This is a genomic window from Christiangramia crocea (assembly GCF_022410465.1).
GTDB classification, from domain to species: Bacteria; Bacteroidota; Bacteroidia; order Flavobacteriales; family Flavobacteriaceae; genus Christiangramia; species Christiangramia crocea.
In genome coordinates this window covers 75,651-100,314 of sequence record NZ_JAJSON010000019.1, presented here as the reverse complement: position 1 = coordinate 100,314, position 24,664 = coordinate 75,651, and the positions used below count along the sequence as shown (strand labels likewise).

The window sequence follows — 24,664 nt, the reverse complement described above, 5'->3', positions numbered from 1 at the left end:
AAAGCAGTTAAATTACAACTAAATTTATAAAAAGAAGAAATAGGTTTAGAGTTTACGGTAATAGTCTTCTAGGATAATTTCGGAAGTTTGCTCTTCTTCAAACTCTTCTTCTTCCTGAAAATTTTTGATTTCATTCATATCCTTATCAGAAATAGGAGAGAAAACAGATATCTCTGTTTCTTCCAATTCCGATAAATCTAAACCATAGACACGATCAAAGATTTTGATACGAACTAAATAAACTATAGAAAGGATAATAATAAAGAATGGGGCCAAGTAAATAAGTCCGTTTATATCCATAAATATGCTAGTGTCCATATAAACATCCTCATAAAAAGCGACAACTAACTGGAAAGCATACATCCCTGTGGGGATGAGAATGGCATGATACCACCAGTGCTTACAGGTGAAAAACCAGGTAAGTAATAAAAGCAAAGGTACTAGTTTACCTAAATATGTCCACATGGCAGTGGTCACATTCAGATAATACTTGCTCTCATATGTAAAAAAAGAATTTTCCCAAACGGGAGTGTTTGGGAAAATTTCATATAGATAAAATAAATAAGGTGAAAATGCTATCGAAAGGGCAATTATACTACCCAGCAGCAGGAATTCTGATCGTCCTTCTGTCGACCGCTTGTTTTTGAATTTCATCTTTTTTGGTGTCATTGTCTGAAGTTGAAGTTACAAAAAAACTTGCTCCAAATATTGCGGCTGCGAAAAGTATTGCTTTTAGTTTCATCGTTATAGGTTTTTAAATTGGGTAATTCGTTTTGTTTTCTGATAACAAACATATGGCAACTTAAAATCCTATATATTAAAACATTAGTCGTACCTTTGCGCCCTTTTTTGAGCCAAAAAATGGCCTAAAAATCGCTTGAAAAACTTTAAATATGTTAGTCTAAACTTATTTATAAATCGTTCAATGAATTAAATTAAAAAAATTCACTTTATAAATCTGCTCCAAAAGTAATAAAATTCTTACAATTAATTTTAGGCAGTGTTTTTCCTTAAATTCAATTTTATTAACAAAACTTTAACTTTCTGGTATTTTCAGATTCGACCTCTAAACGCAATTTTTGGGTGTTTTCCCCTAATAATCTTTCTACTTTTTCAGGCCATTCAATCAAATTCCATCCATCGGAATCCAGGTAATCCTCAATACCAATGTCTAAAGCTTCTGTATCATCTTCAATTCGATAAAAATCGAAATGAAAAACAGATCCTTCCTCTGACTCGTAATGGTTAACTAATGAAAACGTGGGACTGGAGGCGACATCACGTACACCAAGTGCTTTAACCAGCTCCTTTATAAGAGTGGTCTTTCCTGCACCCATTTCACCGTAAAAAAGCAATGTTTTGCTTTTTGTATTACTTAGAATGTAATTTACGGCTACATCCAGTTCTTGAAGTTTGTAGGTTAACTCCATAAATTCAAAATGTCAGATTCGGGACTGTAAAGATATATAAAAAATAGATAACAGGCCACATATAACTGATAATCAGTTTAGTATAGTTTTTAAAAGTGTTTTTAATCGAATAAAAATGCTTTTTATCGATTATTTCGGGTTCAGGACTACAAAGGGGATTACAATTTCCTCCAATGAAATACCTCCATGCTGGTAAGTATTTCGATAATAACTTACATAATGATTGTAATTATTGGGGTAGGCGAAGAACAGATCTTCTTTGGCGAATATATAAGAACTGCTCATATTGATAGTTGGTAAATGAACTGATTTTGGATCTTCAATCGCGAATACCTCTTTGTTTTCATACGTGAGGCTTTTACCGGTTTTATAGCGCAGGTTTAAACTTGTGTTCTTGTCCCCAATAACTTTTGAAGGATTCTTCACATTAATGGTCCCGTGGTCTGTTGTGATAATAAGCTTGAATCCTGATTGCTGTGCTTTTTGTATGATTTCCAGTAATGGAGAATTTTTAAACCAGCTTTGAGTAAGGCTTCTGTATGATTTATCATTGGAAGCAAGTTCTTTTATAACCTCCATTTCGGTTTTTGAATGGGATAACATATCCACAAAATTATAAACCACTACAGTAAGGTCATTTGATTTTTGTGTCTTGAAATTATCAACCAGCTTCTTACCGGCTTTCAGGCTGCTAATTTTATGATATTCGAACTTCAGGTCCTTTCCAAGACGCTTTAATTGCTCTTTAAGAAACTGAGCTTCATAATTATTCTTTCCTCCTTCTTCTATATCATTTTTCCAGTAATCGGGAAATAACTTTTCCATATCACTTGGCATAAGACCAGAAAAAATAGCATTCCGCGCATACTGAGTAGCGGTAGGAAGTATACTGTAATAAGGGGTTTCCTTTTCTTTCTTATAGTATGTGCTTATGATAGGCTCTAAACTCTTCCATTGGTCATATCTTAAGTTATCAACGACGATCATAAGAGTAGGCTGGTCGCCTTTTATTTCTGGTAAAACCATCTTCTTAAAAAGAGTATGGGACATTACCGGTGGTTCAGCTCCTTTTTCGAACCAGCTTTGGTAATTCTTAGAAATAAATTTGAAGAACTGGTTGTTCGCTTCCAGTTTCTGGGATTCCAGAATTTCAAACATCCCTGAATCTTCAATATCTTCTAGCTGCAATTCCCAGTAAACTAATTTCTGATATAGTTCTGCCCATTCCTCATAGGTGTTTACCTGAGACATATCCATCGCAATCTTTCTGAATTCCTGCTGGTAATTTGAAGTGGTCTTTTCAGAAACAAGCCTGGAGTGATCCAGGTTTTTCTTCAGGCTTAAAAGAATTTGATTAGGATTAACAGGCTTAATAAGGTAATCGGCAATCTTAGAGCCAATTGCCTCTTCCATTATATATTCCTCTTCACTCTTCGTGATCATAACTATTGGAACTGTCTCTCTTCTATCCTTGATTTCAGAGAGCGTTTCAAGACCAGTTAGCCCTGGCATGTTTTCATCCAGAAAGATTATGTCAAAATTTTCATTTTCTATAAGGTCCAAAGCTTCAGTACCACTTTTACAGGTTTCCACTTCGTAATTGCGTGATTTCAGAAACATAATGTGAGGCTTCAGCAAGTCAATCTCGTCATCTACCCATAGTATTTTTATATTGCTCATATATTTTAATGTCTTCTTATGATTAAAATGAATTTCCCGGGGAATCCTAGTTTATTTTCAGATTCCACTGCGGCTCATTTCATATATGTATCTTTGTTTTTAAATTATTAGAAAAATAAAGCTTGGCGTCGCAAACTAAACTTAAAATATTAAACGATCCAATTTACGGTTTTATTACCATTCCGAATGAGCGGATCTTTCGTATTATTGAACATTCTTACTTTCAAAGATTACGCCGAATTTCCCAGATGGGACTTTCTTATCTGGTTTATCCCGGAGCTCATCACACAAGGTTTCATCACGCACTTGGTTGTGTACATCTAATGCAAAAAGCGGTGAGAGTGCTTCGGTATAAAGGTGTGGAGATTTCAAAGGAAGAAGAGGAGGCCTTGCTTATAGCTATTTTAATGCATGATATTGGTCATGGTCCCTTCAGTCATGCAATGGAACACAGCCTGGTGGAAGGTGTTGATCATGAGACTATTTCGCTCCTTTTCATGGAAGAAATGAATTTAAACTTTAACCAAAGTTTAACTCTTGCCATCAAGATATTCAAAGGCAGTTACAATCGTAATTTTATGAACCAGCTTATATCCAGCCAGATGGATATGGACCGGCTGGACTACCTTAAAAGAGACAGTTTTTATACCGGGGCGGTTGAAGGGAATATAAATAGCGAAAGGCTTATAACCATGCTGAATGTTGTGGATGATGAGCTGGTAATTGAAGAAAAGGGCATCTATTCTGTAGAAAAGTTCCTCATTGGTCGCAGGCTGATGTACTGGCAGGTATATCTTCATAAAACCAGTCTGGTCGCTGAGCAATTACTGATTAGAGTCCTGAAAAGAGCCAAGGAGTTAATAGGGAAAGGAGAAAAATTACATGCCAGCGGGGCCTTGTTATATTTTTTGGAGAATAAGATCAGCCGGAATAATTTTGATAATGAGACCCTGGAAATCTTTTCAAGGCTTGATGATAACGATGTGATCTCGGCTATGAAAGAATGGATGTATTCAGACGATTTCGTTCTAAGTAACCTTTGCGAAATGATCATCAACCGAAACCTTCTAAAGGTGAAGATTAAGAAGAAAAGACCTTCTGAAACCAAGTTGAAGAAACGCTCCGTTGCCCTTCAGAATAAATACGGGATTTCAGAAGAGGAAGCTTCCTATTTTGTTTTTGAAGGAGAAATAGCCAATCTGGCATATAAGAGAGAACAGGACAATATTAATATACTGCATAAGAACGGGAAGATAAACGATGTGGTGAAGGCTTCAGACCAGTTCAATCTAAAGGCTCTTACCAATACGGTCACCAAATACTATATGTGTTATCCTAAAGTTAAAGATTAAAGCATTTTTTTTACTTTTGCCAGAATGAAGTTTACAGCAGCGCAAATAGCCGAGATATTAGAAGGCACGGTTGAAGGAAATCCCGAAGTGGAAGTTTCTGAGCTTGCCAAAATCGAGGAGGGTTCAGAAGGCTCCCTTACTTTTTTAAGCAATCCAAAATACACATCATTTTTATATACCACTAATGCTTCTATCACGATCATAAATAATGATTTTGAGATAGATCATCCCGTAAGTACCACCCTTATAAAGGTAAAGGATGCCTATAAGGCTTTTTCCACATTACTGGAATATTATAATCAGATTAAACTGAATAAATCGGGAATTGAAGCTCCCAGTTTTGTATCTGACACTGCAAAATACGGGGAAGGACTTTATTTCGGTGCCTTTTCCTACCTTGGCGAGAATGTGGTTATCGGTGATAATGTAAAGATATATCCTAATGTATATATTGGGGATAATGTCAAAATCGGTAATGATGTTACCATTTTTGCAGGAGTGAAGATCTATTCAGAAAGCCTTATAGGGAATAACTGTACAATTCACAGTGGCGCTGTAATTGGTGCTGACGGATTCGGTTTTAGTCCCGGAGATACTGGTGAGTATAGTAAAGTACCGCAGATTGGTAATGTGATCATTGAAGATAATGTTGATATTGGAGCAGCGACAACCATTGATCGTGCTACACTTGGGTCCACTATCATAAGACAGGGTGTAAAACTGGATAATCATATTCAGATAGCACATAATGTAGAAATTGGAGATAATACGGCCATTGCGGCCCAAACAGGCATTGCCGGTTCCACAAGAATCGGTAAAAACTGCCTCATTGGAGGTCAGGTTGGAATTGCCGGCCACCTTACTATAGGTGATAGGGTAAAGATACAGGCACAATCAGGTATCGGGCGTGATATTAAAGATGATGAAATGTTACAGGGCTCACCAGCTATAGGCTATAGTGATTACAATAAATCATACATACATTTTAAGAATCTACCCAAGACCATGAAAACGATAAACCAACTGGAAAAAAAGATGAATAATAATGGCTGATAGAATTTCGAAACAAAGAACTATTCGGGAGGAAGTTTCTCTTGAAGGTGTTGGCCTGCATACAGGTAAGGAAGTAAAATTAACTTTTAAACCTGCTCCTGAAAATACAGGCTATGTTTTTAAAAGAACCGACCTTGAAGGCGAACCGGAAGTAGAAGCGGATGTTAGCTATGTAGTGAACACCAGAAGAGGTACCAATCTCGAAAAGAACGGTGTGACCATTCAAACTTCAGAGCATGTGCTTGCTGCCTGTGTTGGTTTGGAGATAGATAACCTGTATTTAGAGCTTAACGCATCTGAACCTCCTATTATGGATGGTTCTTCAAAGTTTTTCGTGGAAGCTCTTGAAAAGGCCGGGTCGGTAGAGCAGGAAGCAGATCGTGAGGAATTTGTGGTGAATGAAATTATTTGCTATCGGGATGAAGAAAGCGGAAGTGAAATCATAGCAATGCCTGCAAATGAGTATCAGGTAACTACGATGGTTGACTTCGGAACGAAAGTTCTTGGCACACAAAATGCTTCTATAGAACATCTATCTGAATTCAAGACGGAAATTGCCGATTCCAGAACCTTCAGTTTTCTACATGAAATAGAAACGCTCCTTGAACACGGTCTTATCAAGGGAGGAGATCTCAATAATGCGATAGTATATGTTGATAAGGAAATAGGAGAAGAGACGCTGAAAAAACTTCGGGTAGCCTTCAATAGAGAAGATATTTCGGTTAAGCCGAATGGAATCCTGGATAATCTCACCCTACATTATCCAAATGAAGCTGCCAGACATAAATTACTGGACGTGCTTGGTGATCTTGCGCTCATAGGAACAAGAATTAGAGGTAAGATCATTGCCAATAAACCGGGCCATCATGTAAATACCGAATTTGCCAAAAAACTGGCTAAAGTTATAAAAGCAGAAAAACGCAATAATGTTCCTAAAATTGATCTTTCACAACCACCTTTGATGGATGTGAATGATATTATGGATACATTGCCGCATCGTTCACCATTTTTACTGGTAGATAAGATCTATGAGTTGACAGACACTCATGTAATAGGAGTTAAGAATGTGACGATGAACGAACCTTTCTTTGTTGGGCATTTTCCGGGAAAACCGGTAATGCCGGGGGTTCTTCAGGTGGAAGCCATGGCTCAGACCGGTGGTATTCTTGCCCTGAAATCGGTGCCGGATCCGGAAAATTACCTTACTTTCTTTATGAAAATTGATAATGTAAGATTCAAAAGACAGGTAGTTCCCGGGGATACGTTAATTTTTAAATTAGAATTATTAGCTCCTATCAGGAGAGGGATTTGTCAAATGCAGGGTTATGCCTATGTAAATGGACAACTTGCCACAGAAGCTGTATTAATGGCCCAAATTGTAAAATCTAAATAATTGATATGAACCAACCCTTAGCATATGTGCATCCGGGAGCTAAAATCGCTAAAAATGTGGTGATAGAACCTTTCGCGACAATTCATAATAACGTAGTGATAGGAGAAGGTACCTGGATTGGTTCCAATGTTACAATAATGGAAGGCGCAAGGATCGGGAAGAACTGTAGTATTTTTCCTGGTGCTGTAATCTCTGCCGTCCCCCAGGATAAAAAATTTAATGACGAAGATACACTTACCGTAATCGGTGATAATACGACAATCAGGGAATGTGTTACCATCAACAGGGGCACAACCGACAGGATGAAAACTGTGGTTGGCAACAACTGTTGGATCATGGCTTATTGTCATATTGCACATGACTGCATAGTAGGTGACAATTGTATTTTTTCAAATAACAGTACTCTTGCCGGACACATCAATGTGGGCGAATATGTTGTTTTGGCGGGGATGGCGGCAATCCAGCAATTTTGTAGTATTGGTAAACACGCTTTTGTTACCGGTGGATCACTGGTTAGAAAAGATGTTCCTCCCTTTGTAAAAGCGGGTCGGGAACCTCTAAGTTATGTGGGTATCAATTCTATCGGCTTGCGAAGAAGAGGTTTTTCCACAGATAAGATCAGGGAGATTCAGGATATTTACAGGATTCTTTATCAGAAAAACTATAATAATTCTCAGGCAGTGGCCATCATTGAAGCTGAAATGCAGGCTACGGCAGAGAGAGATGAAATATTGGAATTTATTAAAAACTCACAACGAGGTATCATGAAAGGATACTTCAGCTCAAATTAATTTTATTTAAATGGCTACAACCAGCGATATAAGAAACGGACTTTGTATAAGATACAATCACGACATTTATAAAATCGTGGAATTCCTCCATGTAAAACCAGGAAAGGGTCCTGCATTTGTAAGAACGAAACTGAAAAGTGTTACTACGGGAAAGGTTCTCGAGAATACATTTTCAGCAGGTCATAAGATCGAAGATATAAGAGTTGAAACACATAAGTTTCAGTTCCTTTATGAAGATGGTGAATTCTGGCATTTCATGAATGTTGAAGATTACACACAGATAAGGCTTACTGAAAATGCCCTGGATATGCCTAAACTATTAAAGGAAGGCGAAGTGGTGACCATTCTAATAAATACTGAAGATAACATGCCACTTTCAGTTGAAATGCCTGCAAGCGTTGTGCTTGAAGTAACTCATACCGAACCTGGCGTTAAGGGTAATACCGCAACAAATGCTACAAAACCAGCTACTGTTGAAACAGGTTTTGAAGTGAATGTTCCTCTTTTCATTAATGAAGGAGATAAGATCAAGATTGAGACCGAAAAAGGAACCTATAAGGAAAGGATAAAGGAATAATGAGGTTTGCCCAAAAACATTCTCTGAAGGAGATCGCAGAACTTATCGATTGCGATTATGTAGGTGATGCAGATTTCCCGGTTTTGGGAATGAATGAAATACATGTGGTTACCCCTGGTGATATTGTCTTTGTGGATCATCCCAAGTATTATGATAAAGCTTTAAATTCAGCGGCTACTATTATCCTTATTAATAAGGAAGTGGAATGTCCCGAGGGAAAGGCTTTATTGATATCTGATGATCCTTTCAGGGATTTCAATAAGCTTACCAGACATTTTAAGCCTTTTCAAGCTTCAACTGGCATGATCTCCGATTCTGCCGAAGTGGGCGAAGGGACGATCATTCAGCCTAATGTATTTCTGGGTAATAACGTTAGAATTGGCAGCAACTGTCTTATCCATGCCAGTGTGAATATTGGGGATAATTGTGTGATTGGCGACAATGTGATAATTCATAATGGTACCGTTCTGGGAGGAGATGCTTTTTATTATAAGAAAAGACCAGAAGGTTTTGATAAATTACTTTCAGGCGGTAGAGTGGTGGTGAAGGATAATGTTGAGATTGGGGCAAATTGTACTATAGATAGAGGAGTGACTGGTGATACTATCATAGGAGAAGGTTCAAAGCTGGATAATCTCATCCAAATTGGACATGATACCGTGATAGGAAAGAATTGCCTTATAGCTTCGCAGGTGGGTATCGCAGGATGTGTAGTGGTAGAAGAGGATGTGACCATTTGGGGGCAGGTAGGTATTAGAAGTGATATTACCATTGCCAAAGGAACTGTCCTTATGGCGCAATGTGGAGTGTCCAAGGATACAGAACCAAATACGACTTACTGGGGCACCCCTTTTGGAGAAGTGCGAACTAAACTGAAAGAATACGCAGCCATAAAGAAACTGCCGGAAATTGTCAAAACACTAAAATAACTAACTATGGGATTAAGAACTAGAGAAGTGGTAGAAAAATTCTATCAATCCAATTTCTATAAAGATAAAGAAGTGCTGGAAAGTTTTCTTCATCCCGATGTGGAGCTTTCGTGGTTTGGGACTACCGGTTTCAGGAAGCTGAACCTTCAGGGGATTGCTGAAATCAGTAATCAGCTCTCTTCTTCTTTTGAGTCACTTAGGGCGGAAATAGAAAAGGTTGTAGTTAAAAAAGATGAGGCCGCCATCAATTTCACATATCATGTTCGAACTATAGAAAACCCTGATGAAGAAATGCCTTTGGCACATTTTATCGCTATCTGGGAGCTAAAAGATGGAAAACTTTTTAAAGGAGTTCAAATTAGTCAGTTAGGGGAAGAGATCGAAGAAAGTCCCTGGTCATAACTAATTTCAGGAAATGAAAGGTCCTTATTTTGGGCCTTTTTTATTTTATTGTTGTTCTATGTTTGTAGAATTAAAATTTATGTTCTACATTTGTAGAGTAAACAGATTTATATGGAACTTTCAAATGCTGAAGAACAGTTGATGCAGCTTCTCTGGAAAAAGGAAAAAGCCTTTATGAAAGAACTTGTGGAGGCATATCCCGATCCAAAACCTGCAATAACAACTGTTGCTACTTTGCTTAAGAGAATGCAGGATAAGGCTTTTGTGGGCTATACCCAACAAGGGAGATCAAGGGAGTATTTTCCCAAAGTGTCCAAAACAAGTTACTTCTCCAGACAGATGAACGGAATGATAAAGAGTTTCTTTAATGATTCAGCATCTCAGTTCGCTTCCTTCTTTACCAGAGAAACCGATCTAAGCGATGAAGAACTAAAGGAGATCAGAAAGCTTATTGATGAACGTATAAAGAATAAATAAGATGCTGCCTTATTTAATAAAATCCGTATTGTGTCTGCTTGTCCTGTTCAGCTTTTACAAGCTTTTCCTGGAAGCTGAGAATATGCACAGTTTCAAGCGATTTTTTCTAATCGGTTCCGTGCTTTTTTCTTTCATCATACCCCTTATAACATTCTCCTATAACGTTGAAAATCTGGAAGACCCCGGAGCCGCTCTTCCCTTATCACAGGCTTCAGGGATAGATGATAACACTAAGAATGAAAGCTGGTCATCATACCTGATGATAGCTGCACTCGTGACCTATATAACGGGTTTTCTAATTATGGGATTCAGATTTGGCAGAAATCTGTATTCCATTCAAAAGGATATCAGGAATAATCAGAAACTTAAAAGCTGGAACTACATCTATGTCTTGTTAAGGCAGAAATTGATTCCTCACACTTTTCTTAATTATATTTTTCTTGATAAAGCCGAATACGAAAATGATCAGATTTCTGAATCTGTCATGGAGCATGAGAAAGCTCACGTAGATCAAAAACATTCCCTGGATATTCTGTTTATCGAATTCCTTCAGATTGTATTCTGGTTCAATCCTGTATTCATACTTTTAAAGAGATCGGTTAAGCTCAACCACGAATTCCTGGCAGATCAGCAGGTTTTATCAAAAAAGACAGATGCACTTGAGTACTCAAATATTCTTTTAAACTATGGCGCCGAATTTCATCAGAATTCATTGTCAAGCTCAATAAGCAATTCATTAATCAAAAAACGAATTATCATGATTTCAAAAAGTTTTTCATTGAAACGCTTTCTAAGCAGGATAGGCTTCTTTATTCCCGTTCTGGCCTTATGTATTTATTTCTTTAATAACGATATAGTTGCCAAACCGGTTGCTAAAAATATTTATAACAAAGAAAATATTGAACCACGGCATAATATCCAGGATCCTGGTAAAATCTCTATCCGGGTGCAGGATGACAACATCTTTGTGAATGGCGAACAAATAGAGTTGAAAGCATTAGTGGATCATCTGGATGCAATGGTTGAAGCTAAGAACGATACGGAGATAAAAAAGATGAGTTTTCATATTCAAACGAAGAATCCGGAAGAAGGAGTTCTGGATCGCTTGAATACAGAATTCAAAAAGACAAGATTTTCTGAAGTCACAGGTCACACTGTTTTTCCACCTCCACCACCAGCACCGTCAGGAAAAGCAGGACCGCCACCAAGTCCGCCGGCTCCTTCTGCCACTGGAAATATTCCTCCACCACCTCCAGCGCCGAAGAACATACATAAAGATGTTCCTGCTCCGCCGCCCGCACCCAGAATTCATGAAAGAAAACATGATTCCCTAAGCAGGGTTCATAGGAATAAAAGAGATCTGATAAGAGAAGAGATAAGGATAGAAAGGGAATTGCGCAGGGAGGAAATGCAAAGGAAAAGGGAGGCTCATCTGGAAAAGGTTCAACAGCAGAGAGACAGTATAAGGCAGCAACATAAAATCGTTGTGAGGAAAGAAATTCAGGCGCGCAGGGCAGAAATTTCTGAAGAAAGGGCTAAAATAAGAGAAAAACAAGAGGTGTTACGGGAAGAAAAAATGCGCCTAAAAGAAAAGGCAGAGAAGGAAAAACAGAACCAGCAACAAAAGAAAAAGGATTCTCTTTAGTGCAGGAAGCTATTTTTTAAATTAATAATCAGGGGACCGAAGTTGACGCTTCGGTTTTTTTATTGCCTGAAACCAGCCAGTTTTTATGGGAATTTTATGAATTATCCGGGGAATAATCCCTAAAAAGCCTTTAAGATTTATATTTAAAAACATACTTTTGTAAACCAAAATCAAAAAACACTTATGAGCGTTTTAGTCAATAAAAATTCTAAAGTAATCGTGCAGGGTTTTACCGGAAGTGAAGGTACTTTCCATGCCGAGCAGATGATAGAATACGGTACAAATGTAGTTGGTGGAGTTACTCCGGGAAAAGGAGGACAAAAACACCTTAACAAACCAGTTTTCAATACGGTTTCTGATGCGGTTGAACAAACCGGGGCAGATGTATCGATCATTTTTGTGCCGCCAGCATTTGCTGCCGATGCCATAATGGAAGCTGCCGATGCCGGTATTAAAGTAATTATTACCATTACTGAAGGTATTCCTGTTGCCGATATGGTAAAGGCTGCCGATTATATCAAGGATCGTGATTGCCGACTTGTTGGCCCTAACTGTCCTGGAGTAATTACCCCGGGAGAAGCTAAGGTTGGTATTATGCCAGGTTTTGTTTTTAAGAAAGGGAAAGTTGGTATCGTATCTAAATCCGGTACTCTTACTTATGAAGCAGCAGATCAGGTGGTGAAGCAAGGGCTTGGAATTACCACGGCTATCGGAATTGGTGGTGATCCTATCATTGGGACTACTACCAAAGAAGCTGTTGAATTGTTGATGAATGATGAAGAAACAGAGTGTATCGTAATGATTGGCGAGATTGGTGGTCAGCTAGAGGCTGATGCAGCCAAATGGGTGAAAGAGAACGGTAACAAAAAACCTGTTATTGGTTTTATTGCTGGTGAAACTGCTCCTGCAGGTCGTACCATGGGTCATGCCGGTGCGATCGTTGGAGGTAGCGAAGATACTGCTCAGGCTAAAAAGAAAATTCTTAAGGAGAATGGAATCCATGTTGTGGATTCTCCTGCAGAAATCGGATTAAAAGTAGCTGAGGTTCTTAATAGCTAAACCTCAATTATTATAAATTTTAAAGATCCTTCTGAATTGAATATTTTTCAGAAGGGTTTTTTATTAGAGGCCTGTTCAGTTTTGTTATATTTGGATAGTCAATTAATCAAGACCAATCAATATGAAATTATTAGAAGGAAAGAATGCAATAATTACAGGGGGTAGTCGTGGAATAGGAAAAGGTATTGCCCAGGTATTTGCCCAGCATGGAGCAAATGTTGCTTTTACATATAATTCATCGGCGCAGTCGGCTGAAGAACTGGCAAAAGAGCTGGAGGAACTGGGTGTTAAGGCTAAAGCTTACCAGTCTAATGCCGCAAGCTTTAAGGAAGCCCAGGAATTAGTAGATAAAGTAAATGAGGATTTTGGATCTATAGATATTCTGGTGAATAATGCCGGGATTACCAAGGATAATCTTTTGATGAGGATGAGCGAGGAAGATTTCGATAAGGTTATTGAAGTGAACCTGAAGTCTATATTCAATATGACCAAGGCTGTTCAGCGTACCATGCTGAAACAGCGTAAGGGTAGTATCATCAATATGAGTTCTGTGGTTGGCGTTACCGGAAATGCAGGCCAGGCGAACTATGCAGCTTCTAAAGCGGGAATTATTGGCTTCTCAAAATCCATGGCTCAGGAATTAGGTTCACGTAATATAAGGACCAATGTGGTCGCTCCCGGATTCATTGAAACTGAAATGACCGAAAAACTGGACGAGAAAACGGTTCAGGGCTGGAGGGAGGCAATCCCGCTGAAAAGAGGAGGAAAACCTGAAGATATCGCCAATGCCTGTGTATATCTTGGAAGTGACCTGAGCTCTTATGTTACAGGACAGATCATTCATGTTGATGGGGGAATGCACACCTGATAGTATTTGGATTTTAGAAGTGAGAAGTTAGAAATTCAAGTTTTAGGAATTTTTATAGCGATGAAAATTTTAGTTAACTTGGAGCTTTGAGCTGTTAGCTTATAACTTCCAACTTTAAGAATGGCAATAAGCACATTATTATATATAACCCTGGCTCTAATTATAGCGCTGGGGTTCGCTTTTTTTCAGTACCTGTTCCGGAAGCAGCACAGGCAGCGAAAAGACTATATCTTCTTTGCACTAAGAAGCCTTTCTGTATTTCTGGTAATCTTATTACTTATAAACCCTAAAATCACTTCTGTTGAATATGAAGTAGAAAAACCGGAACTGATTATTCTGGCCGATAATTCTCAATCTGTTGCCTATCTCGAAGAAAAGCAGAACCTGCAAAGTATTGCCCGAAGCCTTTCAGAAAATGAGGAAATCAACCGGAATTTTGAGGTGAATCAAATTGGTTTTGGTGAGGATTTGTTCATGGAGGATAGTCTTGATTTTGACGCACGCCATACCAATATTTATAATGCCCTTTCTGAAACCCAGGAAATATTTTCAGGGAAGCAGTCTGCCATAGTTTTGCTCACCGATGGTAACCAAAGTCTGGGAAGGGATTTCAGATATTATAAAACAAAAAAGAATGCCCAGGTTTTTCCTGTCGTAATAGGGGATACCGCCAGCTATAAGGATTTGAGCATTGAAAGGATAAATTCAAATAAATATGCCTTTCTGAACAACCGCTTTCCCGTGGAGATATTCCTAAACTATACAGGCAGTGAGGCTGCGGAGACTAGTTTTAGGATCATGTCTGGAGACAATACTGTTTTTAGCAGGAATCTCCGGTTTTCACCAGATTCAAAATCGCAGATTGTAAGAACAGATCTTCCCGCAAGTTCTCTAGGTGTGAAAACCTATAAAATAGAGATCGACCCGTTATCTGATGAAAAGAACATTGTAAATAATCAACAGAATTTTGCGGTTGAAGTGATTGATGAAAGAACTTCGGTTTTGATCTTAACCGATGTTTCTCATCCCGATCTTGGTATGCTAAAGAAATCAATTGAAAGTAATCAGCAACGTAAGGCAGATATAAAGTACCTGGGTAATAATAATTTACAAATAACAGATTATCAATTAATTATAATTTATCAAATTAACAGAAGGTTTAATGATTTGGTGAATGAAATTCTTGATAGGAATTATAATTTTTTAATAATTACAGGTACTCAGACGGACTGGAATTACCTTAATAGTCTTACGCTCGGTTATTCCAGGAATGCCGTCAGTCAGCCACAGGAAATATTTCCGGTTTATAATCCTACGTTTAGCGCATTTCAGTTCGAGGATATTGGTTTTAATGATTTCCCGCCTCTGGTAGATAAGTTTGGTCCTCTGGAATTCGATAACAGTAAATATGGAATATTGCTTTATCAGGAGCTGCAGGGAGTTAAAACCGGGGAGCCTCTTATGGGAGTTTCTAGAGATTCCCCAAAATCGGGATTTTTACTGGGTGAAAATCTTTGGCGCTGGCGTGCGAAATCTTATTTAGATAATAAATCATTCCAGGAATTTGACGATTTCTTCGGAAAATTGGTCCAGAATCTTTCTGCCAAACGATCCAGGGACCGTTTGAATGTAGAGAACGAAAATTTTTATTATGCCAATGAGAATGTGATTATTACTGCCCAGTATTTTGACGAAAATTATCGGTTTGATGCTGAAGAAAGTTTAAAAATCACTGTATTGAATAATGATACCCAGGAAAGCTTTACTTCAGACCTTGTGTTGAAAAACAATTTTTATCAGTTTGATGCGGGTGATCTTCCGGCTGGAAATTATGCTTTTACCGTGGAGGTTCTGGAGAGAAATATATCCAAATCTGGAAGCTTTGAGGTTATAGATTATAATACCGAGCAACAGTTCGTTTCGGCTAATTTATTGGGGATGCAATCATTTGCAGAAAACAACGGAACAAATCTCACTTTTCCTGATAGGATAGATGAGCTCATCACGAAGCTTTTAAATAATGATAAGTTCCGTCCTGTACAGAAAAGCCGACAAAAAACCGTACCTTTGATAGACTGGTATTACCTGTTGTTTATCCTGATAATTATTCTTGCCGCAGAATGGTTTTACCGAAAATATTTAGGATTAATTTAAATTTCAAATTTTATATATGGAAAGATTACCCAAGATTGGCATACCCTTATTCATAGGTGTAGTCATTTTAATAATTTTTATTGCAAAATCTACAGTTACTATTGATTCTGGTGAAGCCGGAGTGTTATACCGAACTTTCGGCGGAGGTGTGGTTACAGATCAACCACCTTTATCTGAAGGTTTTCACTTTGTAGCTCCCTGGAATAAGGTTTTTGTTTACGAAGTCCGTCAACAGTCTATAGATGAAGAAATGCGAGTACTTTCTTCTAACGGACTTGAGATCAGCCTGGATGCATCTGTTTGGTTTCAACCAGAGTATGCTGCGTTAGGTAAACTTCACCAGGAAAAAGGAGAGGCTTATATCCAGCGGTTATTACAACCAGCAATTCGTTCAGCTACCAGAGCAGTGGTAGGACGTTACAATCCGGAGCAGCTTTACGCAAGTAAAAGAGAAGCAATTCAAAAGGAAATTTTTGACGAAACAAATCTTTTGCTTGAAGATCAGTATGTACAGGTAAATGAAGTTCTTGTTAGAGATGTATCACTTCCTTCTACAATTAAAGATGCGATAGAAAGAAAGCTAAGACAGGAACAGGAATCCCTGGAATATGAATTTAGATTGACCAAAGCCGAACAGGAAGCAGAGCGTCAGCGTATCGATGCGGAAGGTAAAGCAACCGCAAACCGTATTCTTAGTGAGTCATTGACGGATAAAGTGCTGAAAGAAAAAGGAATTCAAGCCACGGTAGAACTGGCAAAATCTCCAAATGCTAAAGTGGTTGTTATAGGTCAGGGCGACAGTGGAATGCCGATTATTTTAGGAAACAACTAAAAAACAAATCTTAAAAAACCTGATTAAGGTTTTATTTTTAAATTTTTTGTTTAGATTTGGACCAGCAATGAGACCAATTTTTGTACATCATCATCATTTTTCTATCCACGCTCAGGCGAGGTGAATATGATATGCTGTAACATTAACTAAAATATATCATAACCCGTTTGAGCAATCAAACGGGTTTTTTTATTTCTAATATCAGCCAATTTAAAGTTATGAGTAAAGAAAAATTAAGAATTGCAGTTCAGAAATCGGGCCGATTATATGAGGACTCTATTAAGATCCTTAAGGATGCCGGGATTTCAATTGATAACGGAAAGGAACAGTTAAAGGCTTCTTCCCGAAATTTCCCACTGGAGGTGATGTATCTGAGAAACGGTGATATTCCGCAGTATTTACGGGATGGAGTGGTAGATGTGGCCATAATTGGTGAAAATGTTCTGATTGAAAAAGGGCAGGACATCATTCAGGCAGAAAAGCTAGGCTTCTCAAAATGCAGGGTTTCCATGGCCGTTCCCAAATCTTTCAAATATTCGGGCATTAAAGATCTTGATGGAATGAAGATAGCCACATCTTATCCAAATACAGTAAATGAATTCTTAAAGGAAAAAGGGGTTTCTGCTGAGCTTCATATTATTAATGGCTCTGTGGAGATCGCACCTAATATTGGTCTTGCAGATGCTATTTGTGATATAGTGTCCAGTGGAAGCACTCTCTTTAAAAACGGACTCAAAGAAGTTGAAGTAATGTTGAAAAGCGAAGCTGTTATTGCAATTTCCCCGAAGATTTCTCCTGAAAGAGAAAGTATCTTACAAAAGTTACAGTTCCGAATCAAATCGGTGCTAAATGCGAGGACGTCGAAATATATCTTACTGAATGCACCTGATGAAAAGCTGGAGGATATCATTAAATTATTGCTAGGAATGCGAAGTCCTACAGTACTACCCCTGGCAGAAGAAGGCTGGAGTTCTGTTCATACGGTGATAAACGAAGAGCGTTTTTGGGAAGTGATAGACGAGCTTAAGAATTATGGGGCTGAAGGTATACTGGTTGCACCAATCGAAAAAATGGTAATTTAATAACTGCTGAAAATTTAGATTATGAAAAAGATTTTAAATCCATCCAGAACGGACTGGCCTGAAATCCTTAAGAGACCAACCCAGACCGTTACCGATATTGAGCAAACCGTAAATCAGATCTTCGATGAGATCAGAACAAAAGGTAATTCAGCGGTTGCAAAGTACACCGATCTTTTTGATGGAATCAAACTGGACAGCCTAGTGGTTACCCGGCAAGAAATAGAGGAGGCTAAAAACGAAATATCTTCAGAATTAAAAGAGGCTATAAAGCTGGCGAAAGCCAATATTGAAAAATTTCATTCAGCCCAAAAGACAGAAAAGGTAAGTGTTGAAACTACCAGTGGTGTGAGTTGCTGGCAGGAAAAAAAACCGATCCAGAAAGTTGGACTATATATTCCCGGAGGGACGGCTCCGCTCTTTTCATCAATTTTAATGCTTGCCATCCCGGCCAGGCTTGCAGGCTGCGAGGAGATCATCCTTTGCACACCTCCCAGTAAAGAGGCTAGGGTAAATCCGGCAATTTTATATACTGCTGAACTTTGCGGGGTAACGAAGATCTTTAAGATTGGGGGTATACAGGCGATTGGAGCGATGACCTTTGGGACTGAAGATGTTCCACAGGTTTATAAGATATTTGGACCGGGAAATCAGTTTGTTACGGTCGCAAAGCAACTTGCTACCAAATACCAGGTAGCCATCGATATGCCGGCCGGACCTTCCGAATTGCTCATTTTTGCTGATGATTCTGCTAAAGCTGCCTATGTGGCTTCCGATCTTTTAAGTCAGGCAGAACATGGCATAGATAGTCAGGTGATTCTTATTTCTACTTCAGAAAAGCTTCTGGATAAAGTTTCAGATGAGATTGAAGTTCAGATAAATGCATTGCCACGCCAGGCGATCGCGGAGAGAGCAATTGAGAATTCCCGGTTGATTCTGATTGATTCCGATGAAGAAGCTCTGGAACTCATCAATGAATATGGTCCTGAACACTTTATCGTGTGTGCTGAAAACGAATCCTTTTTTGTGAATGGAATTGCCAATGCAGGCTCTGTATTTATCGGGAATTATGCTCCAGAGAGTGCTGGAGACTATGCATCGGGAACCAATCATACCCTGCCTACCAATGGTTATGCAAAACAGTATAGCGGGGTGAATCTGGATAGCTTTATGAAGACGATCACTTTTCAGAAGATCTCTGAAGCCGGCATAAAAGAGATTGGTCCTTCTATAGAATTGCTCGCAGAAGCTGAAGGTTTACAGGCTCACAAAAACGCAGTTAGTCTAAGATTAAAAGACCTCGAATAGCATGAGTGCATTTGATATAAATACACTGGTTCGGAGTAATGTCGCTTCATTAAAGCCATATTCTTCGGCCAGGGATGAGTTCAAGACTCAGGGTGCTGAGATGGTCTTTCTGGACGCTAATGAGAATCCGAATGATACGGGACTTAATCGTTATCCCGATCCGCAACAGAATCTTTTAAAAGAAAAACTCTCAGAGGTTAAGGACATTCCGGAAGCTAATATTCTATTGGGAAATGGAAGCGATGAAGTGCTGGATCTTATCTTCCGGGCTTTCTGCGAACCGGGGAAAGACAATGTGGTTACCCTGCCGCCTACGTACGGGATGTATAAAGTTCTGGCCGATATTAACCATATCGAGAACAGGGAAGTTTTGCTAAATCATGATTTCGAGCCTGATGTGACTGCAATTTTGAATCAGGTTAATAATAGTACAAAGATCATTTTTCTTTGTTCGCCCAATAATCCATCGGGAAATTCCTTTGAGGTGGATAGAATAGAAAAGATCCTTGATAATTTCATGGGTCTTGTGGTAATAGATGAAGCTTATATCGATTTTTCAGAACAGGAAAGCTGGACAAAAAGACTTCAGGAATACCCAAATTTGATAGTTACTCAAACTTTTTCCAAGGCTTACGGAATGGCAGGAATCAGATTGGGAATTCTATATGCTTCTGAAGCGATTATCAGGATTCTAAACAGGATCAAACCTCCTTATAATGTAAATCAATTAACTCAAAATGAGGGATTAAAAGCTTTACAGCGCATAAAAGAAATTAAATTGCAAGTATCTGAAATACTGAAGGAAAGAAGTAGTTTAATTAAAGAATTAGTTGAAGTTGATTTTATCTCAAAAGTCTATAAGTCTGATGCCAATTTCCTGCTAATAGAAGTGGATAATGCCAATAAGAGATATGATCAATTGATCGAAAAGGGAATAGTTGTGAGAAACAGAAGTAACCAGCCTTTATGCAATAATTGCCTGCGGATTACTGTGGGGACAAAGAGGGAGAACAGAAAACTGATCAACGCATTAAAAGAAATAAAAAATGACTAAAGTTTTATTTGTAGACCGGGACGGAACCCTTATACATGAACCGGGAGATTACCAGATAGACAATCTGGACAAACTTGAATTTTATCCGGAGGTTTTAACCTATATGGGAAAAATAGCCAAAGAACTGGATTATGAAATCGTGATGGTGACCAATCAGGATGGATTGGGAACCGACAGTTTTCCGGAAAGCGATTTCTGGCCTATTCAGAATTTCATCATCAAAATCTTTAAAAATGAAGGAGTAGAGTTTAGTGATGTTTTGATCGACAGGACCTTTGCAAAAGAAAATGCTCCTACCAGAAAGCCTAATCTGGGGCTGATGGAGGAGAAGTTCCTTAACAACAGAAAATACGACCTTAAAAATTCGTTTATGATTGGCGATCGACTCACAGATATTGAATTCGCTTTCAATTTTGGTGGGAAGGGAATTTTTATAGATACTCATGAGGAATTGGCCGTTGATGAAGTTGAAAATGATAAAAAAGAAGTTGAGGATAATATCGTCTTGAAGACTGATTCCTGGAAAGATATCTATGAGTTTTTAAAACTTCAGGACAGGACTGCTGAAATAACAAGAAAGACCAACGAAACTGATATTCAAATTGAACTTAACCTTGATGGTTCAGGTAAAAGTGACATCAGTACAGGAATTGCCTTTTTTGACCATATGCTGGACCAGCTAGCCCGCCACGGACAAATGGACCTTAAGATAAAAGTAGATGGCGACCTGGAAGTGGATGAACATCATACTATTGAAGATACGGCTATAGCCCTTGGAGAGGTTTTTAGTCAGGCTCTGGGAAATAAGCTGGGTATTGAAAGATATGGTTTTTGCCTGCCTATGGACGATTGTCTTGCCCAGGTGGCGATAGATTTTGGAGGCCGTAACTGGCTGGAGTGGAAAGCTGATTTTAACAGGGAAATGATTGGCAAGATGCCAACAGAAATGTTCTATCATTTCTTCAAATCTTTTACTGATGGGGCTAAAGCGAATCTAAATATAAAGGCTGAAGGAATCAATGAACACCATAAGATAGAGGCAATTTTCAAGGCCTTTGCAAAATCGATTAAAATGGCGGTAAAGAGGGACACTGAAAAAATGATCCTGCCATCAACAAAGGGAATGCTATAGAGAAATTAGATTTTAAACGTGAGAAGTTAGAATCACTCTTGAATTGACTTCATTAAATTTTACCATGAAAAAGAACCAAAAAATTGTAATTATAGATTACGGTGCAGGTAATATACAAAGTATCATGTTTGCTATAAAGCGACTTGGTTTTGAGGCTGAGTTAAGCAGTGATGCCGAGGAAATACGGAAGGCTGATAAGGTAATATTTCCGGGTGTAGGGGAAGCCGGCAGTGCCATGAAAATGCTCCGATCAACTGGTTTGGATGAAGTAATACCAACTCTGAAACAGCCTGTTCTGGGTATTTGTCTGGGAATGCAGTTAATGTGCAATTATTCCGAAGAAGGGGATACCAAAGGTCTGGAGATTTTTGATGCCGATGTGAAGCGTTTCGATAATTCGGTAAAAGTCCCGCAAATTGGATGGAACCAGATCACAAATCTTGATTCACATCTTTTCGATAATGTTGAAAACGGCGAATATGTTTACCTGGTGCATAGCTACTATGTACCTGAATGTGTTGACGAAATTGCCAGAACCGAGTATGGTATTAACTATTCCACGGCATTACACCGTGATAATTTCTACGGAGTCCAGTTTCACCCTGAGAAAAGTAGTAAAACAGGAGAACAGATACTTAAAAACTTTTTGAAGTTAGATTTAAGAAGTTAGAAGTACGAAATTAGAATTAGGAGTTATGAGAGAATTAAAAGACCGAACAAAACAATTTGCCATCGATTGTTGGCGATTCTGTTCCTCAATTCCAAATTCTCGTGAGTATAATGCTTACGTTAATCAACTAATAAGATCATCCAGCTCAGTAGGAGCTAATTACCGTTCAGCCCAAAGAGCGAAAAGCAGTGCAGATTTTATCAATAAATTAAAAATAGTGGAGGAGGAAGCTGATGAAAGCATGTATTTTCTAGAGTTGTTTATCGAAATATTAGAAAATAAGGCTGATCAGGCAAAGAAATTACATTCATAGTGTAATGAAATAATTTCTATAGTTGTTGCCTCAATAAATACAACAAAAAGAAACTTAAACAAATGAATAATTCGTCCTTCCCACTTCTAAATTCAAACTTCAAATGAGAATAATTCCTGCAATAGATATAATCGAAGGTAAATGTGTAAGGCTCTCTAAAGGAGATTATAATACGAAAAAAATATACAATGAAAATCCCCTGGAAGTAGCTAAATCATTTCAGGATCATGGGATTGAATATCTGCACCTTGTAGATCTTGACGGCGCTAAATCCAGCCATATAGTAAATTACAGGATACTGGAGCAAATAGCTTCAAAAACCAGTTTAAAAGTGGATTTTGGAGGTGGATTAAAGTCAGATAAAGATCTCAAAGTAGCTTTTGAAAGCGGAGCGAATCAGATTACAGGAGGAAGTATCGCCGTAAAAGACCCGGAATTGTTTCAGAGCTGGCTTCAGAAATATGGAAATGATAAGATCATCCTGGGTGCAGATGCCAAAGACCGGAAAATTGCAGTTTCAGGCTGGTTGGAAAATTCGGAAGAACAGATCATTCCTTTTATTCAGGAATTTGAGAAGAGCGGAGTGCGATATGTGATCTGTACGGATATTTCAAAAGACGGAATGCTTGAAGGTCCGTCCTTTGCTCTTTATGAGGAGATCCTTTCTGAAACCGATAATATCAGTCTTATAGCTTCCGGAGGGATTTCAAAATTTGATGAACTTCCCTCACTGGAAGAGATAGGTTGCGAAGGAGTGATAATTGGCAAAGCGATCTATGAGAATAGGATCAGTTTAAAACAATTGGAGAATTATATTTTAAATAATTAAATCGTCACCCTGTCCCGATAGCTATCGGGATGGTGCAGGGTCTCTGAGAAGCTGAAATATGTTCAGCTTGACGTATCATAAAAATTAAAAATACTAAAATCTAACATCTACAAAGATGCTAACAAAACGAATTATACCCTGTCTTGATATCAAAAATGGCAGGACGGTCAAAGGAATCAATTTTGTTGACCTGAGGGATGCCGGAGATCCGGTAGAGCTCGCGGCTGCTTATGCCGAAAAAGGCGCCGATGAGCTCGTATTTCTTGATATTTCAGCTACCGAAGAAAAAAGGAAGACCCTTGCCAAACTGGTTCTGGATGTAGCCGAACAACTGAATATTCCTTTTACCGTTGGTGGTGGGATATCATCGGTGGAAGATGTGGATATTCTGCTAAAGAATGGCGCCGATAAGGTTTCTATAAATTCTTCGGCCGTAAAGAATCCTGAACTTATCAATCAGCTTTCCGAAAAATTCGGGAGTCAGTGTATAGTGGTCGCTATCGATGCTAAAAATATTGATGGTAACTGGAAAGTTCATCTGGTGGGAGGAAAGGTACCTACCGATATTGACCTTTTTGAATGGGCTAAGGAAGTTGAGCAGCGAGGCGCCGGTGAGATTCTGTTCACCTCCATGGACCACGACGGCACCAAGAAGGGTTTTGCTAACCAACCTCTGGCAAGACTTTCAGAAGAGGTGAATATTCCCATCATTGCCTCGGGAGGTGCAGGTAATATTGATCATTTTATCGATACTTTTCAGAAAGGAAAAGCTGATGCAGCTCTGGCTGCCAGTGTTTTCCACTTTAAGGAAATAGAGATCCGGGAATTGAAAGGACATTTAAAAAATGCGGGGATACCGGTGCGGTTATAAGAATTGAAAATTTAAAAACGACCTTAACAGAAAATAGAATGGATATAGATTTTAATAAAAATGCAGACGGCCTGGTTCCTGCGGTAATTCAGGATGCGAATACGAAAAAGGTTTTGATGCTTGGTTATATGAATGAAGAAGCATTTTTAAAGACCAATAAAACCAAAAAAGTGACCTTCTATAGTAGGTCAAAAAAGCGATTGTGGACCAAAGGTGAAGAAAGTGGAAACTTTCTTGAACTGGTAAATATAAAGCTGGACTGCGACCGGGATACTTTATTAGTTCATGTGAATCCTGTTGGCCCCGTTTGTCACAAAGGAACTGACACCTGCTGGGCAGAGGATAATGAGGCTGATTACGGATTTTTGTCAAAGCTGGAAGGAATAATCGAAAGCCGACGAAAACTAAGTGAAACAGAACCTGACTTGCGCAAGGAGAACGAATCGAGTTATGTTGTCTCACTTTTTGATAATGGAATTAATAAAATAGCCCAAAAAGTAGGAGAGGAGGCCGTTGAAACGGTAATAGAGGCCAAGGATTCAAACGATGAACTATTTCTGAACGAAAGTGCCGATCTGTTATTTCATTATCTGATCCTTCTTAAGGCCAAAGGTTTTCAGCTGAAAGATGTGGTGAAAATACTACGGGAAAGGCATTGATAGACTGAATTAGTAAATTTAAGAAGGCTCTAAGCTGAACCTGTTTCAGCTTCTATAATATTTGTTATAATCTTTTTTGGAGTGGCCGGAATTGGTCTCTAATTCCG

25 protein-coding genes are annotated in these 24,664 nt (G+C 38.6%); 22 read left to right on the top strand and 3 right to left on the bottom strand.

The window, feature by feature from the left end; translation table 11 throughout:
* Positions 1–45: 45 nt before the first annotated feature.
* The 3 genes from LU635_RS08845 to porX form a co-directional block, all read right to left on the bottom strand.
* Positions 46–669, bottom strand: coding sequence for a hypothetical protein (locus LU635_RS08845; RefSeq protein WP_240098279.1), 624 nt, complete (start codon positions 667–669; stop codon positions 46–48).
* A 356-nt stretch (positions 670–1,025) separates the two neighbouring features.
* Positions 1,026–1,430: a tRNA (adenosine(37)-N6)-threonylcarbamoyltransferase complex ATPase subunit type 1 TsaE gene (tsaE, locus tag LU635_RS08840; protein WP_240098277.1), complete on the bottom strand. Its 405-nt coding sequence runs from the start codon at positions 1,428–1,430 to the stop codon at positions 1,026–1,028.
* 129 nt (positions 1,431–1,559) lie between these two features.
* Positions 1,560–3,110 carry a T9SS response regulator signal transducer PorX gene (gene porX, locus LU635_RS08835; RefSeq protein ID WP_240098276.1) on the bottom strand — a complete coding sequence of 517 codons (1,551 nt, stop codon included), beginning with the start codon at positions 3,108–3,110 and terminating at the stop codon, positions 1,560–1,562.
* Positions 3,111–3,232: 122 nt separating this feature from the next.
* Here porX and LU635_RS08830 point away from each other — a divergent pair, with 122 nt between their 5' ends.
* The 22 genes from LU635_RS08830 (at position 3,233) to hisIE (ending at position 24,557) form a co-directional block, all read left to right on the top strand.
* Positions 3,233–4,462: an HD domain-containing protein gene (locus LU635_RS08830; RefSeq protein ID WP_240098274.1), complete on the top strand. Its 1,230-nt coding sequence runs from the start codon at positions 3,233–3,235 to the stop codon at positions 4,460–4,462.
* 24 nt (positions 4,463–4,486) lie between these two features.
* A complete protein-coding gene (lpxD, locus tag LU635_RS08825) occupies positions 4,487–5,515 on the top strand; it encodes a UDP-3-O-(3-hydroxymyristoyl)glucosamine N-acyltransferase (protein WP_240098271.1) in 1,029 nt (342 codons plus the stop codon).
* A complete protein-coding gene (locus tag LU635_RS08820; protein WP_240098269.1) occupies positions 5,508–6,908 on the top strand; it encodes a bifunctional UDP-3-O-[3-hydroxymyristoyl] N-acetylglucosamine deacetylase/3-hydroxyacyl-ACP dehydratase in 1,401 nt (466 codons plus the stop codon). Before lpxD ends, LU635_RS08820 begins: the two co-directional genes overlap by 8 nt.
* A 5-nt stretch (positions 6,909–6,913) precedes the next feature.
* Positions 6,914–7,699, top strand: coding sequence for an acyl-ACP--UDP-N-acetylglucosamine O-acyltransferase (gene lpxA, locus LU635_RS08815; RefSeq protein ID WP_240098267.1), 786 nt, complete (start codon positions 6,914–6,916; stop codon positions 7,697–7,699).
* A gap of 10 nt (positions 7,700–7,709) precedes the next feature.
* A complete protein-coding gene (gene efp, locus LU635_RS08810; RefSeq protein WP_240098265.1) occupies positions 7,710–8,276 on the top strand; it encodes an elongation factor P in 567 nt (188 codons plus the stop codon).
* Positions 8,276–9,205 carry a UDP-3-O-(3-hydroxymyristoyl)glucosamine N-acyltransferase gene (locus tag LU635_RS08805; protein ID WP_240098263.1) on the top strand — a complete coding sequence of 310 codons (930 nt, stop codon included), beginning with the start codon at positions 8,276–8,278 and terminating at the stop codon, positions 9,203–9,205. Before efp ends, LU635_RS08805 begins: the two co-directional genes overlap by 1 nt.
* A gap of 6 nt (positions 9,206–9,211) precedes the next feature.
* On the top strand, positions 9,212–9,607 hold the full coding sequence (locus tag LU635_RS08800; RefSeq protein ID WP_240098261.1) for a nuclear transport factor 2 family protein: 396 nt from the start codon (positions 9,212–9,214) through the stop codon (positions 9,605–9,607).
* 111 nt (positions 9,608–9,718) lie between these two features.
* Entirely contained in the window at positions 9,719–10,084 is a 366-nt protein-coding gene (locus tag LU635_RS08795; RefSeq protein ID WP_240098259.1) for a BlaI/MecI/CopY family transcriptional regulator, read from the top strand.
* A 118-nt stretch (positions 10,085–10,202) separates the two neighbouring features.
* Positions 10,203–11,729, top strand: a complete 1,527-nt coding sequence (locus LU635_RS08790) for a M56 family metallopeptidase (RefSeq protein WP_240098257.1) — start codon at positions 10,203–10,205, stop codon at positions 11,727–11,729.
* A gap of 183 nt (positions 11,730–11,912) precedes the next feature.
* The gene (gene sucD / locus LU635_RS08785; protein WP_240098255.1) at positions 11,913–12,788 is read left to right on the top strand and encodes a succinate--CoA ligase subunit alpha; all 876 of its coding nucleotides are present in this window, start codon (positions 11,913–11,915) and stop codon (positions 12,786–12,788) included.
* 121 nt (positions 12,789–12,909) lie between these two features.
* Entirely contained in the window at positions 12,910–13,656 is a 747-nt protein-coding gene (gene fabG / locus LU635_RS08780) for a 3-oxoacyl-[acyl-carrier-protein] reductase (RefSeq protein ID WP_240098253.1), read from the top strand.
* A gap of 120 nt (positions 13,657–13,776) precedes the next feature.
* Positions 13,777–15,810: a vWA domain-containing protein gene (locus tag LU635_RS08775; protein ID WP_240098251.1), complete on the top strand. Its 2,034-nt coding sequence runs from the start codon at positions 13,777–13,779 to the stop codon at positions 15,808–15,810.
* Positions 15,811–15,826: 16 nt separating this feature from the next.
* Positions 15,827–16,642, top strand: a complete 816-nt coding sequence (locus LU635_RS08770) for a prohibitin family protein (protein ID WP_240098249.1) — start codon at positions 15,827–15,829, stop codon at positions 16,640–16,642.
* 218 nt (positions 16,643–16,860) lie between these two features.
* Complete coding sequence (gene hisG, locus LU635_RS08765; RefSeq protein WP_240098247.1) at positions 16,861–17,724, top strand: ATP phosphoribosyltransferase; 864 nt, start codon at positions 16,861–16,863, stop codon at positions 17,722–17,724.
* Between the two features lie 21 nt (positions 17,725–17,745).
* A complete protein-coding gene (gene hisD, locus LU635_RS08760) occupies positions 17,746–19,029 on the top strand; it encodes a histidinol dehydrogenase (RefSeq protein ID WP_240098245.1) in 1,284 nt (427 codons plus the stop codon).
* A gap of 1 nt (position 19,030) precedes the next feature.
* Entirely contained in the window at positions 19,031–20,083 is a 1,053-nt protein-coding gene (hisC, locus tag LU635_RS08755) for a histidinol-phosphate transaminase (RefSeq protein ID WP_240098243.1), read from the top strand.
* Positions 20,076–21,215, top strand: coding sequence for a bifunctional histidinol-phosphatase/imidazoleglycerol-phosphate dehydratase HisB (hisB, locus tag LU635_RS08750; protein ID WP_240098241.1), 1,140 nt, complete (start codon positions 20,076–20,078; stop codon positions 21,213–21,215). The genes hisC and hisB overlap by 8 nt, the downstream gene beginning before the upstream one ends.
* Before the next feature lie 64 nt (positions 21,216–21,279).
* On the top strand, positions 21,280–21,885 hold the full coding sequence (gene hisH / locus LU635_RS08745) for an imidazole glycerol phosphate synthase subunit HisH (protein ID WP_240098239.1): 606 nt from the start codon (positions 21,280–21,282) through the stop codon (positions 21,883–21,885).
* 25 nt (positions 21,886–21,910) lie between these two features.
* Complete coding sequence (locus LU635_RS08740; RefSeq protein ID WP_240098237.1) at positions 21,911–22,198, top strand: four helix bundle protein; 288 nt, start codon at positions 21,911–21,913, stop codon at positions 22,196–22,198.
* A gap of 103 nt (positions 22,199–22,301) precedes the next feature.
* Positions 22,302–23,027 (top strand): 1-(5-phosphoribosyl)-5-[(5-phosphoribosylamino)methylideneamino]imidazole-4-carboxamide isomerase, encoded by a 726-nt coding sequence (gene hisA, locus LU635_RS08735; RefSeq protein ID WP_240098235.1) that lies wholly within the window; start codon positions 22,302–22,304, stop codon positions 23,025–23,027.
* A 115-nt stretch (positions 23,028–23,142) separates the two neighbouring features.
* Positions 23,143–23,898 (top strand): imidazole glycerol phosphate synthase subunit HisF, encoded by a 756-nt coding sequence (hisF, locus tag LU635_RS08730; RefSeq protein WP_240098233.1) that lies wholly within the window; start codon positions 23,143–23,145, stop codon positions 23,896–23,898.
* Positions 23,899–23,936: 38 nt separating this feature from the next.
* Positions 23,937–24,557, top strand: a complete 621-nt coding sequence (gene hisIE / locus LU635_RS08725; RefSeq protein WP_240098231.1) for a bifunctional phosphoribosyl-AMP cyclohydrolase/phosphoribosyl-ATP diphosphatase HisIE — start codon at positions 23,937–23,939, stop codon at positions 24,555–24,557.
* Positions 24,558–24,664: the final 107 nt, after the last annotated feature.